This is a genomic window from Burkholderia sp. BE17 (assembly GCF_009362305.1).
Lineage (GTDB): Bacteria > Pseudomonadota > Gammaproteobacteria > Burkholderiales > Burkholderiaceae > Burkholderia > Burkholderia pyrrocinia_C.
Genome location: NZ_WHNU01000044.1, coordinates 1 through 12,639, shown reverse-complemented (window position 1 = coordinate 12,639; position 12,639 = coordinate 1). Strand labels below are relative to the sequence as shown.

Sequence of the window (12,639 nt, the reverse complement as noted above, 5' to 3'; positions counted from 1 at the left end):
CACGAATTTCCGAGATCGCACACGTAGCGCCGACCTGTCAAAACTGTAGAAAGGACTTGTTCGTATCGGTTAGTCCCGAAATCGAACTGCTTAGCATTCTCACCAGGTTATCGAATGCCGCATTCTGCTGCGAATACTTCTGCGCAGCAGTTTGAACGTCGTTTTCGATGCTGCTCTTTTGCGCGGAAAATCCGGTGTTCCAGGCGTTGAACCGCGCAAGATCCCATTCGGCATCGCTCTGGTCGGGAAGCGAGTCGCGCATCTTCTCCAAGTGATCCGGGTTGATCGTCACGCGTCCGTTCTTATCGATGGAAATCGCGTCGCCGAACAGCTTTTTGACTGCATCGACATTCGTGCCCGGCGACAATTGCACTACCGGTAGAGAATCGATCAGATTCTGCAACTGTGCCCGAATCTTCTTGCCGTCGATCGACATGGTCTTGTCGTCCTTGGCCTTGATCGCATCCTGAATTGTGCTCAGCACGTCAACAATGCGCTCGAGGCCATTTGTCAATGTCTCGACGATCTTCGCGAGATCGCCGACCGCGCCTTTGCCAAACTCGATCAAGTCGATCAATCCCTGCAGCGTCGGATCCGGTAGCTCATCGCCCTTCGCTGTATCGCCCGATGCGCCAAAGTCCGCATCGCTGGCAAGTGACATCAAACGCGTTACGACGCTTTCCGGCACACCGCCCTCGACCTTCCGAAACGCCTGAATCAGACGAGCAACGTCATTGTCGCGCTGCGCGCCCTGCCCCTTCAACGTGATGCGTAGATCGCTAGCTTCGTCGGCAATGCGACCACCTTGGCCGCCGCCGGCTTCGGACAATGTGCATCCTCGCGACGCATCGAGCATTGCCTGCAGCAGACCGTTGAATTTCGATCGCGCCGCACTGCTGCTGTCCTCGCTACCCGATGCTGGCGCCCCCCTCACTTCACCCTCTCGGACCGGGACGTCTGAGCCGGACGTCTGCCGCCACGTCGATGCCGCCTGTGTATAACACTGATCGATTCTCATATTTCCATTTCCTCACATTCGATTCACAGCACCGCGGTGCTGTGAATCGCTAGAAGCGGCGCCGTCATGCGCGCAGGTTGCCGGCAATCTGCGAGGCGAGCGCGTTGCCGTTCGCGATCAATTCACGCGCGGCATCGAGCGCGCGTTGCGCAGCCTCATGGGCGTTGCGCGCAGCATCGGCTCGAGCATCGCTCGCTGCTTTCCAGGTTCGTTCACCATATTCGTATCCCTTCTGCTCGACACGATGGCTAGCCTGCTGCTGCTGCGAAACGCCATCGAGCGTACTCCGGCCGATCTGCCCGGCCGTCCGGATCGTGCCGGCATGCATCTGCTGCCGACTCGCCGCGAGCAGGTTCTGCTCATGACGCGTCTGGTGCTGCTCGATCGCGTATCGGTCGTCCCGGGCTTCGCGCAGCTGGATAGTCGGCTCTCGAGTCTCGTTCGCACCGCCATCCCGTTCGGGCATGACATTCGCCACTGCCGACTCTGCATGCCCGGCTTCGACACCAAGCGGCACCGCTTCCGGTTGTGCCGACGCTGGTTCGGCGCTCGAGGTTTCGGCCGATTCTTGCCACGCAAACCAGGAACTTTCCTCATCGCTCCACCCCGCCTCGTCCCATGACACGTCGCCCACTCCGTTCGGTACGTCGCCCGCATCTCGGCCCGCAGGTTCCTGGGCAAATGCCGACTGTGTATTCAAGGCAGGTTCGGCACGGTCCCGCTGCGCTGGTACAGATGACGAAACGGGAGCCTCCAAGTCGACGCGCGCCGGCTCCAGCTGAGTCATCGATCGTCTCAACTCAGCCTGCGGTTTCAGCTCGCTCTCGATCGACATCCCTTTCGTCTTGAATGCCTTCATCTCCTGAACCGCTCCCACCACGGTCGTTGCCGTCTGCAGTACCCCTTGTGTGATGGCCATTGCGAGCGCGAGATTACCCATCTGCTGGTCCTGATCCATGGCAGCCTCCATCTGGGATCGTGACCAGGCGAGCATGGTATTGCGCACCGTGGTGTCGGCCTGCGCATTCTTGCGTTCGGCCTTGCAATACTGCAGCATCGCATCGAATCCAACATCCTCGGCGAACACGTAATGGACGCCGTCGGCGGAAGACAGACCTTGCACAACGACTTGTTCGTAGGCGCCGAGCACAGCCGGATCCTGACTCCTGGCCCACAGTCCGGGGCGGCACTCGAGCTCGGCGAGCGTTTGGCTCATCGTGGGCGTCTCGGTCACCGTCGGCGGCACGAGAACACATCGGCGAGATGACGCGATAGTCGAGTGGCTGGGTGTCTGACCGACCTCGGCGGCCAATGCCTGTACGGTGTCGTGGCTCACTGCCCCGCCGGCACGGGTTGCCGTGCCGGATGCATCGGGACTGCCCGGCCCAATTCGGCGTGCGACGCCGGGATAACCAATCGGATTACTCAATAACATGATAGCGTCCTTGTGGAGAGTTACACGGCATTCAGATTGTGCGAAGCTGACGCAGCACGAATTGACCAGTGGCCATCTCGGTCGCCGCACCGTCCGACATGTCCCGCATCATTCCAGTCAGCGCTTTCGTCTGCTCGGAAAAGGTTTCGACGCTCTGCTTGAGCAGCACGCCGACCTGATCGACGTCGTAGCGCGCTTCCTTGGTTTCGGCCAGTATCAGCATCGCGTCGCGATTCCGAACGCCAACGGCGATGCCGCCTCCAGCCTGCACGAGCTGATTTGTCGTGTTGGTAACCAGCCCGAATTTCGCGATCTGATTCATCGTCCCCTGAATCGACTCCAGTTCCACTCCAAGCGCGCGACGCAGCCGTGCCATAACAACGGACGTCTGTTCACCGAGCGACTGGAGCCCGGTGCGCTGCGCAACGCTCTCCGCGATTGAGATCGTTACCTTACCGATCGCCGATTCCACTAATTTCGGCACTTGTTTCGCGACAACGTCGGTCACTTTCGATGCGACCGACTTTGCCAGCGACATTGCGGCGAACGCACCGACGATGAAGAGCACGCCGGTCACCACCGCGGCAACGATTGCACTGATCAGCTCCGCTTGTTGCGGATCGACGCCAGCCGCCGCTAGCAGCTGCGTCGCAATCCATGCAACCCCGTTCATCATCGGCTTCATGATCGCTTCAAGCGCACTCTGCATGAACGACACGCCGGTTGCCGACTCGCAGATCTGGTCTGCGGCCGTCAGCGCCAATCCGACCGCGGCAAGCGCGAGGGTAGCACCGCCGGTAAATGCCGCAGCCGCAAAGCTGACGGCCGTTACCGTCCAGCCAACGATCTTGCCGACGCAACCCATCGTTTTCGAAAGATCCTCGGCCCTTTGAACCTGCTTCTGATACTCCTCCGACTTTTTGGTCAAGTCGGCCTCGCGCTTTTCCTGAATCTCGTTCAGCGTTCCCTGTCGCGCGTCGAGCTCGGCGAGGCTGCTCGTCTCAATCAACTGCTGCAGCCGCGCCAGGATGATCGTTAGCTCTGCAGCACCGTTGTCAGCCCGAGACTGCCCCGCATGCACATGTGACCGTACCGCAACAGCATGTGCAGCCGAATCGAGCTGCTTTTCGATACGATTGGCTATCCCCGCCATGTCGATTGCTGCCAGGGTTTTTCTTGCCGCAACTTCCTGCTGGCCAGTCGCATCGTGATGCTGATCTGCCGCCTTCTGCCGCGCCTGCTCCGCGACTTTCCGCAATGCGTCGACCTGCTCTCGGGGCCATCCCTCGATAACAGCGCGTTCGTAGGCACGTTGTGCGGCGTCGGCCGCTTGCTCCGCCACCTCTGCCCGCTCACCCGCAGCCCTCGCAGCGGCTTGCGCCTGCTCGGCAGCATCGGCTGCCGCTCCCGCATCGTCGATCGCATGCTTGTATTGATCCGACAACGCATCGAGACTCTTGCGCTCAGCCTCGGAAAGTGAATTCCAAACCGCCGCGTTCTGTCGCAGTTGCTGCACGCTGCCCTCGCCGAGCACGCACATCAGCTTCCCCACCAGCTCGCTCAAGCAGGCCGCCCCACTTTGGCGCGCCCCCCCGCCACCGTGCGGCGCCCGCAGCCCGGGGCGCCCATCGATGCGACCCGGGTCGGCCGTCGATGGCATGGCATCGACGCCCGCAACAAGCTGGGCAGCGCGCTGCAGGAACGCCTGACTTGCCGCCTCGACCGCTTTAAGCGATGCGGGCGACAGCGTGCCTAGTGCGCCCAGCGCATCGCGCAACGGGTGCGTACGATACACATTCGTTCGGGCGGATACAGTTTCCCCGTTCGACATCAACATGGCTTCATTCTCCTTGTCATGAATTGACCGGCGTCGACGCATCCGACATCGTCGCGGCAATCTCGTCGAGCCCGGACAGATAAGATGCCGCCATCTGCTTCAGCGCCGCATCCTCCGAGCGTGCCTCCGCCACCTGGAAACACCGGCGTGCCAGCACGGCCTTGCCCATCTGCAGATGACACTGCCCCGCATGAAACATCGGGCGACAGTCGTCGTTCGATTGAGAATAGGCGAGTGCATACAGATCAATCGCCTTCGCATAGTCCTTCTTCAACTGATGGACTGCCGCGAGCCCCATCGTGTACTCTGGGTTGTGGAAATCGTAGACGCACAGGAACCGGAAGAAGACCTCGGCATCATCAAGACGGTCCTGCCGATAGAAGTGGTAGGCGAACGCGTAAATGCCATCCATCAGTTCGTCAGAGACGCCCTGCAGGTCCTTCAGCGCCGCGCCCGATTCGACGGCTTTCAACAACGCGTCGGCCAGCTCTGCCGGAGTCGCCTCATCCCGGTTCGTATCCCTGTGTTCCATAGTCACCATGACTTACTCGTTTCCATCGTGTCGGACGATCAGGTCGCCTCATCCACCTCAAGAGTCAATACTACCTACCTACCCTACGCAGGGATTTCACAATTCACTCTTTGTAGCAGCACCGGAATCCTCCTTGCATTCGATTTGGTCGAAATCGCTTTCCTGTTGCACCGGTTCGTCAGGAAAACGATTCGCAGTCTCGATCTCCCGGAGCCAGACCAGGACACGCATCACGCCGTCGAGATCTTCGAGGCTCACGAAACTGTAGCGGCGCGGCGATCTCTTATATACCGATCGCGCGAGCGCAATCGCCCGCACGATCGGAACGCCCTTCGCTTTCGCATGGCGCAGCACAGCGCGTGCGCGCGCATTGGTCTCACGAACCGATACGAACGGGAGCGGCACAATGTCGGGGTTCAGATAGATGCCGATCGCGATGTGCGTCGGGTTGGCAAGGATGAACGCAGACTGCTCGATGTTGCGCTTGACCTCCTCGGACAGGAGTTCTTCGCGCAGTTCACGGAGCCGGCCCTTGACTTCCTGGTTGCCCTCGGTTTGCTTGTGCTCCTGCTTCACTTCGTGTCGATCCATCTTGAGGTCGCGACCATGCAGCAGATATTCCACCAACACGTCGAGCACCAGCACCGGCAACGCGCACACAGCGAACAACAGCACCAGCCGCGATAGCAGCGTACTCCAGATGTGTCCCAACGACAGACCATCGGCGTACCGGCTCGCGAAGAGCGTCGAGCCATACCGGTCGAGATAGAGCCACGCCACCGCGATGGTGATCGCCAGGTAAAAGATCGCCTTTACGAACTCCTTGAGCGCCCGGAGACTGAACAGCTTCTTGATGCCGTTGACGGGATTCAGTGCCGCGAAGTCGAATCGGATCGCGTCGGTGGCCAACGCGAATCGGCTCTGGAGCAACGCGGGAACTACGCCGGCGAGCGCGCAGATCAGCACGAACGGCAAGGTCATCGTCAGAAATAGCCGTCCGCAGGCGAACAGATAGTCACCCGGATTCGGCATGCGTTCAGCCGACATCACCGTCGCGACGGGCCGCAACACTCGCATCAGATCGAAGCAAACCGGTGCTGACGCGGCGCCGGCGACGAGCACCGCCAGTGCGACGCTGTCTCTCGATTTGACGGTTTGGCCTTTCTTCGCGGCGTCACGCCGTTTCTTTTCGGTTGGTTTTTCGGTCTTCTCTGCCATCGCCTATCGCATCCAGTGCCGCAGCGCATCGGCATCCCACATCGGCAACAAGTGCTGCCAACCGCCGCCGAAATAGAGATGAAAGATCACGAGCGCGACGAACGTCTTGATCGTCAGCGACAGCGAAAACGCATTGACCTGCGGACACATGCGCGAGTACAGACCGAGCAGTGCGTCGGTCGCGAACGTCGCGATCAGTACCGGCGCGGCCAGTGCGAGTCCGGCCGACGCCAGCGAATCGAGGAGCGGTACGGCGTGCATCAGGTCCATCCGATAGGCAGCACCAACCGGCACGATCGCGTAACTCTCGCGCAGCACCTTCATGATCGACACCATGCCACCTTGCTGAAGAAACGCCGCGGAATAGAACATCGACATAAACGGCGCGAACGTCGAGGCGTCACCTTCCGCACCTGGCGCGATCGTATCGCGCGCGGTCGCGCCGCGCTGGTTGTCAATCAGTTCTCCAACCGAGGTCGCGACCCAGAAGGGCAGCGCAATCGTCACACCGAGCACGAGGCCAGTCATCGCCTCGTTGAGCGCCTGCCATAGCATCTCCGCACTCCCGGCTGTGACCGGAGATGTCGCGCTGGGCCACAGGCCTACGACGACTATCACGACGACCGTATTCCTCACGATGCCATTCGCGATCGTCCGGTCCGACAGGAACGGCAACAGATAAAAGACCGGCGCGATCCGCGCGTAACCCAGCGCGAACGTGCCAAGTCGCGCATAGAACAGATCCATGAGCATATTCATCGTCATTGCCGCCCTAGCGAAACGCGATCGCCGCCATCTCGGTGGCAAAAGCGAGCACCCGGTTCCCGAGCCATCCCGAGATGGCCATCAGGCAGACGAACACCGCAAGCATCTTCACGCCGAACGGCAGCGTCTGTTCCTGCAACTGCGTGATCGTCTGGAACAGGCCGACGACCAGTCCCACCAGCGTCGCGACCGCGATCGGAATCGCCATCAGCATGATCATGAGCACGATTGCACTATCGCTGGCATAGGTCAGGTTATCCATCGGTCGTAGTCCTTAGATATGACGGGTACCATTTCACGTCAACGCATCAGGGTCAGATACTGCTCGAGCAACCCCTTGCAGATCAGTGTCCAGCCGTTCATCGCAACGAACAGGATCAGCTTGATCGGGACCGAGATCGTCACGGGGCTCATCATCATCATGCCGAGCGCGAGCAGGACGCTCGACACGACCATGTCAACCACGACGAACGGCAGATACAAATAGAAGCCAATCCGGAACGCGCTATTCAGTTCGCTGAGCGCATAGGCGGGCAGCAGCGCGAACAGCGAATTGCTCGCAAGAGCGGTACCGTCTGAAGTCGCGTCCGCGCCGATGCCGTCGTTGACGTCGGCCGACATCTCGTCGGGTGCATCCGAGGCCGCGTCCCCTTTCAGGCCGGCCGTCTGGGCCCGCTCGAAAAAGCGGACGAGTTCCGGATCCGAGTAGCGGGCCAGATAGCGCTTGTAACCACCGAGTCCGTTGTCGATAAAATCGTTGACGGAGCTGGCGCTCGTCACATCGAGCGGATGCTGTTCCACATAGCTGGCGGCGTGCCGCGCGACCGGCAGCATCACGAAGATCGACAGCATCAGTGCAATGCTGTTGAGTACCAGATTGGACGGCACCTGTTGAACGCCCAGCGCATTGCGGACCAGCACCAGTACGACCGAAAACTTGATGAAGCACGAGCCGGAAGCGATCACGAACGGCACCAGCGTCGCGAGCGACAACAATACGATCAACGCGACTTCGTTGTTAATCATGGCGTGTCCCGGCATCGGCCGCACCGAACCGCATGACTTCGACCGCCAGTTGCTCTCCGACCGCGATCAACTCGCCTACGCCGAACCGCACCCCGTTCGCGCGAATCTCGACCTCGCCCGGCCGGCCCGTCAACGGCACGACGGTTCCCTCGGCGAAATCGGTAATCTGCGCGACGGTCGTCCGAGCCTCGTGTAGCACGAATTCGAGCGTGATCGGCAACTGCTCGACATCGGCAGCCATCTGCGACACTTCACCCGGCACCTCACCATAAAACTCATTGGTCAATTTCAGTTCTCCTGTCTGGTAACGAAATCCGCACCACGCGACCGGGCCGATCATGACCCGGTTCGACGCGGCGAGAATCAACAACGCGTCGCCACGCACGGTTTCCCGCATCAGGCGACAGGGCAGCGTGGTGGTGCCTAACACGAAGCGCAGTTGCATCGGCACGCGGCCGGCGTCGATCGGCACCGACGTCGGGCACGGAAAGTGGCGGAACCACGCTCGCACCCGGCCCGGCGCGTCGATCTCGATGATCGGCTCGGCCAACGAGGGGCCAGCGGCAGCAAATCTCAATTGCGTCCATCCCCGTGGCGGCGCGGGCAGTAGCGTTAGCACGGCGGCCTCGTCCAGCAACCCAACCGCGCGCAGGTCAATCTCGGACCATGCCAGCGACGGATAAAGCCGGCGCAGCACCTCTTCCGCGTCAACCCATCCTTCGTATTCGAATCCGCCGGCGCTCACCGACACCCCGACTGGGTTCGCCGACGGCACCGCCATGACCAATCTCGCGCTCCAGCCTGCGGCCCGCAGGCGCGACACGACACGACCGGCCTCCAGTTCCGCCGCCACCATCTGTCGCAGCATCGGATATCGCCGGCTCACGATTCCTCCTCGTCGGCCTCACGCGACCAGGGCCTCGATTCTTGCGATTCGTCGCCGGCCTGGCGCGTCGGGTCGACGCCCGCCTCGAACGTGAGTTGCCCAACGCGTTGTCGCACGACCGCGGCGGCCCAGTCCTGATCGGAGCGCACCGACAGGGGCCGGCGCGGATCGCCCCGGTCAAATGCCAGCACGACATCCGGATGGCCAGACCATGACGCGAATCGATAGTCGATCCGGAATTCCCGAGGTCCGGCCGAATCGGCTTGCGCCGCCTGGCTCGCAGAACCGGCTGGCATGCGCTGCGACGCATGCGGTAGTGTGGGCAACGCGGCAGGAGCACGGTCGGACGGCGCCGCGGCGACAGTCGATGGGGCATTGCCGCCGAACGCCACCCCGAAGGGCGGGCAATCCAGCGGATCTCGCCGTTGCCGGGTCGCCTTCGTTGCGCCGGCTTCGGCCGACGCAAGGCCCGACGGGCTGTCGAACGCCACCGCATGACCGCCCCCGCGCGGCTCCGGTGCATGGGTTTCCGCACTGGCACCGGGCATCGCTTGCGATGTATTCGGTCCACGCCCGCGTATTGCATCACCAAGCGGCTGCGCCCTCTCCCCTACGCCGCCCCCGTCGCGCGCACCGCATAATCTCCCTGCGCGCGCCGCATCCTCCAACGCGACATCGCCGCCGAACGACGACGGTCGCATGGCAGCGCCAGACGCCCCCCCAGCCCGCGCTGCATCGTGCAACGACGGGACAGCCCCGCCTAACGACGACGACAGCGCGGCCGCCTCGGGCGAGCCGCCCCGACCGACAGCGGCTCGCTCCGGAAGACGCTGCAGCACCGGTATGCATGGCAGCGCGAAAGCCGCCTCGCACGTTCGATCCGGATCGGATCGCCGGATCCGGTCCGGATCGTGATGCCTTGCCCGATCTTGCGCCGCGTCCGGCAACAGCGTCGAGCCAAGCTCGCACATGCGCAGCAACATCGATGCCGGATCGTGCGCGGCATCGGGCGTAGAGTCTGCGCCGGTGGGTCCTGCGCCATCAATACAACGTGGAAGTTCCATTTACCCTTTCATCCAAAATATCCGACTCGTCGCGCCGTTCCCGAACCGCATTGGCCAGCCGACGCAGTTGCCGCAGACGGTCCGCGTGCTTGCGCTTGCGCCGCTCGAGGTGGCTTGCCACCGCCAGCGCCTGCCGATACGCGTCCTCGGCCTGCGCCCTACGCTCGTCCAGTTCCGTGAGTTCCATTTCGCGCAGCAGGATCTCGTGGCCGATCGCGGCCAACCGGCCGCACTGCCGAGCCCATTCGCCAGGCCTATATGAGCCCGGCATCGAACATGCAGTCCGCCGCGCCTCGAACTCGCCGATTTCCATCAGCAGCGCCGCGCGCCGCGTCGCGAAACCGGCCATTACGGCACGCTGGCCAGCGAGGTCGCGCGCCTGTCTCATGGCGCGCGCGTCGAGCGTCGCCAACACCCGGATCCCGACGTCCGTGGCCTTCACGCCGTCACCTCATGCAATCGGGCAAGCGTGGTTTCGAACGTCGACGTCTCGTCGACGGCCTGCCGCACAAATGCGTCGATCCGCTCGCGCCGGTCCAGCGCGTCGTCATTGCCCGAGTCCTCGCCGCGCCGATATTCCCCGAGCTCGACGAGCGGCTCAAGGGATTCGATCCGGGCGAGCAATTGAAAACAGCGCGTGGCCGCTTGCCGATGGCCGTCCGCCCGGACGGAATCGGCGAGCCGGCTCGCGCTGGCGAGCAAGTCGATCGCGGGAAAATGACGCCGCGCGGCAAGTCGTCCGCTCAGATAGAGGTGCCCGTCGAGAATCGAACGGATTTCGTCTCCAACCGGATCGGGTTCGTCCTCGTGCTCGAGCAGCACCGTGTAGAACGCGGTAATGCTGCCCGTGACGCTACATCCGGCACGTTCGAGCAGACGCGGCAGGTCCTCGAATACCGATGCCGGATAGCCTCGGCGGGCCGGCGGCTCGCCAGTGGCCAGCGCGACTGCGCGGCGCGCGCGCGCATAACGCGTCATCGAATCGACGAACAGCATCACGTTCCTGCCTGCATCACGAAAATACTCGGCGATGGTGGTCGCGACGTGGGCAGCGTTACAGCGATCGACGGCGGCGCTGTCGGAGGTCGAATAAACAACCACCGTCGTCGCACAGCGGTCCGACCGTTTCAGCCGCTCGACGAATTCCGTTACTTCGCGGCCCCGCTCGCCGATCAGTGCCACTACCTGCACATCTGCCGCCGCATGTTCGATCAGCATGGTCAACAATGCGCTCTTGCCAACACCCGCGGCTGCAAAAATGCCGATACGCTGCCCGATACCGCAGGTCAGCAGCCCGTCGATGGCGCGAATGCCCGTTTCGAGCGGACGTTCGACAGACCGGCGCATCGAGTAGTCGAGCGGCGCCGCGTCGAGCGGCATCCTGCGTGCCGGGAGGTCGCCATCCTCGATCGGCGGACACAAGCGCTCAACGATCTCGCCCGCCGCATTCACTACCGTGCCGAGCATCGCCGCCGATACGTCGACGCGCATTCCGGCCCCCGTCGGCACCAATACCGCGCGGCGCGACAGTCCGGCCGTACCGCCCAGCATCGCGAGCAGCGCACCGTCGCGAGTCAGGCCTACCACCTGCGCGCGACCGACGACGGCTCCCTCGAGCGACGCCCGCACCTGGCAGATTTCGCCGATCGCGACATCCGTCAGCGGCGCCTCGATGACTGACCCCTGGATCCGGCTCGGGCGGACCAGCCGCCTCATCAACTGCAACGGGTCACCCGGTCTCGGCGCAGCGCAGGCCCCGGTGACGCGCTGCAGGCCCGGCAATTCGGTGTGGTCGAGCTCCTTATGTATCTCGCTCATGATCGGCCTCAAATGGTTTTCAGCACGTCGACCCGTACGCTGTCGGTGACCTCGCCGAATGACAGCACGCCCAGATCGCGAAAGCGCGATTCAACAAGACGTTTAACGAAGCGCCGGATCTCCACCGGTGCCAGCACCACCAGGTCCCGTTGCGAGCATCCGGCCCGCGTCAGCGCAAGCGCGACGCGGTCGACCAACTGCTCTGTCGTGGACGGATCTAGATTCAAATAGGCACCGCCGGACGTCTGCCGTACGCCGTCGTGAATCGCCGACTCGAACTCGGCGGACAGCACAAGCACCTTCAACGCACCGTCCATCGAGAAACGTTCGGTTATGTAACGTGCCAGCGCCGAACGAACATGCTCGACGAGCAGCACCACGTCCTTCTCCCTCGGCCCCCACTGCACCAGCGATTCGAGGATCAGTTTCATGTTGCGAATCGAGATCTGCTCGGCAAGCAACCGCTGGAAGACCTCCGCGATGCGCTGAACCGGAATGTGCCGGTAGCATTCCTTGATCAGGTCGGGATACTTTTTCTCAACGTCGTCAAGCAGTTGCTTGGCTTCGTGTACACCGAAGAATTCGACAATGTTGCGGAGCACGACATCGAGAAACTGGCGATACAGATCATCGTCAGCGGGACGCGTGAGTACGCCGAGCTTGGCTAGTGCGCCCGTGCACGATGCCGGCACCCAGCACGCGTTGCCACCGACGCCGTCAGGCAGATGCACCGTTTCGATCGACAGTCCTTCGAGCGCGGCCGCCGAACCGATCACGCGATGCGCGCCGAAATCCACCGATAGTGTCGCCGCGCGAATCTCGTTGATCAGCACCACGACATCCGTGCCGGCATCCTCGTCCGAGTGAACGACATGGATATCCGGCAAGCGCAGGCCCATGTCGAGAAACGCGCGCTGCCGAAACGATGCGATTGTCGACGCGGCTCGCCCTCCGTCGGACAGCCGCAGCATCAGCGGGACCGTTTCCGGTATCGCCGCGTCGACATCGATACCGCCCCCCGACTCTGGGCGGCAAGAGGC

At 62.5% G+C, this 12,639-nt stretch carries 13 protein-coding genes; all 13 read right to left on the bottom strand.

The genetic code is table 11. The features are described 5' to 3' along the window. Nucleotides 1-37: 37 nt before the first annotated feature. Nucleotides 38-1,018 carry an IpaD/SipD/SspD family type III secretion system needle tip protein gene (locus GD429_RS31380; RefSeq protein ID WP_152862948.1) on the bottom strand — a complete coding sequence of 327 codons (981 nt, stop codon included), beginning with the start codon at nucleotides 1,016-1,018 and terminating at the stop codon, nucleotides 38-40. Between the two features lie 64 nt (nucleotides 1,019-1,082). Next, the gene (locus GD429_RS31375; protein WP_152862946.1) at nucleotides 1,083-2,453 is read right to left on the bottom strand and encodes an IpaC/SipC family type III secretion system effector; all 1,371 of its coding nucleotides are present in this window, start codon (nucleotides 2,451-2,453) and stop codon (nucleotides 1,083-1,085) included. Nucleotides 2,454-2,484: 31 nt separating this feature from the next. Further along, nucleotides 2,485-4,290: a type III secretion system translocon subunit SctE gene (gene sctE / locus GD429_RS31370; protein WP_193727243.1), complete on the bottom strand. Its 1,806-nt coding sequence runs from the start codon at nucleotides 4,288-4,290 to the stop codon at nucleotides 2,485-2,487. A gap of 16 nt (nucleotides 4,291-4,306) precedes the next feature. Then, nucleotides 4,307-4,831: a type III secretion system translocator chaperone SicA gene (gene sicA / locus GD429_RS31365; protein ID WP_415748962.1), complete on the bottom strand. Its 525-nt coding sequence runs from the start codon at nucleotides 4,829-4,831 to the stop codon at nucleotides 4,307-4,309. Between the two features lie 87 nt (nucleotides 4,832-4,918). Next, nucleotides 4,919-6,040 (bottom strand): EscU/YscU/HrcU family type III secretion system export apparatus switch protein, encoded by a 1,122-nt coding sequence (locus GD429_RS31360; protein WP_152862942.1) that lies wholly within the window; start codon nucleotides 6,038-6,040, stop codon nucleotides 4,919-4,921. Between the two features lie 3 nt (nucleotides 6,041-6,043). Next, nucleotides 6,044-6,787: a type III secretion system export apparatus subunit SctT gene (sctT, locus tag GD429_RS31355; RefSeq protein WP_415748963.1), complete on the bottom strand. Its 744-nt coding sequence runs from the start codon at nucleotides 6,785-6,787 to the stop codon at nucleotides 6,044-6,046. 25 nt (nucleotides 6,788-6,812) lie between these two features. Further along, nucleotides 6,813-7,067 (bottom strand): type III secretion system export apparatus subunit SctS, encoded by a 255-nt coding sequence (gene sctS, locus GD429_RS31350; protein WP_152862938.1) that lies wholly within the window; start codon nucleotides 7,065-7,067, stop codon nucleotides 6,813-6,815. A 38-nt stretch (nucleotides 7,068-7,105) separates the two neighbouring features. Next, nucleotides 7,106-7,831, bottom strand: a complete 726-nt coding sequence (locus GD429_RS31345) for an EscR/YscR/HrcR family type III secretion system export apparatus protein (protein WP_152863052.1) — start codon at nucleotides 7,829-7,831, stop codon at nucleotides 7,106-7,108. Beyond that, nucleotides 7,824-8,699 carry a FliM/FliN family flagellar motor switch protein gene (locus tag GD429_RS31340; RefSeq protein WP_152862936.1) on the bottom strand — a complete coding sequence of 292 codons (876 nt, stop codon included), beginning with the start codon at nucleotides 8,697-8,699 and terminating at the stop codon, nucleotides 7,824-7,826. The genes GD429_RS31345 and GD429_RS31340 overlap by 8 nt, the downstream gene beginning before the upstream one ends. A gap of 14 nt (nucleotides 8,700-8,713) precedes the next feature. Continuing rightward, the gene (locus GD429_RS31335; protein ID WP_152862934.1) at nucleotides 8,714-9,208 is read right to left on the bottom strand and encodes a hypothetical protein; all 495 of its coding nucleotides are present in this window, start codon (nucleotides 9,206-9,208) and stop codon (nucleotides 8,714-8,716) included. Between the two features lie 550 nt (nucleotides 9,209-9,758). Beyond that, nucleotides 9,759-10,223 (bottom strand): hypothetical protein, encoded by a 465-nt coding sequence (locus GD429_RS31330; protein WP_152862933.1) that lies wholly within the window; start codon nucleotides 10,221-10,223, stop codon nucleotides 9,759-9,761. Further along, complete coding sequence (gene sctN / locus GD429_RS31325) at nucleotides 10,220-11,497, bottom strand: type III secretion system ATPase SctN (RefSeq protein ID WP_227791812.1); 1,278 nt, start codon at nucleotides 11,495-11,497, stop codon at nucleotides 10,220-10,222. The genes GD429_RS31330 and sctN overlap by 4 nt, the downstream gene beginning before the upstream one ends. Nucleotides 11,498-11,607: 110 nt before the next feature. Further along, a partial coding sequence (locus GD429_RS31320) for an FHIPEP family type III secretion protein (RefSeq protein ID WP_193727242.1) occupies nucleotides 11,608-12,639 on the bottom strand: 1,032 nt, incomplete at its 5' end.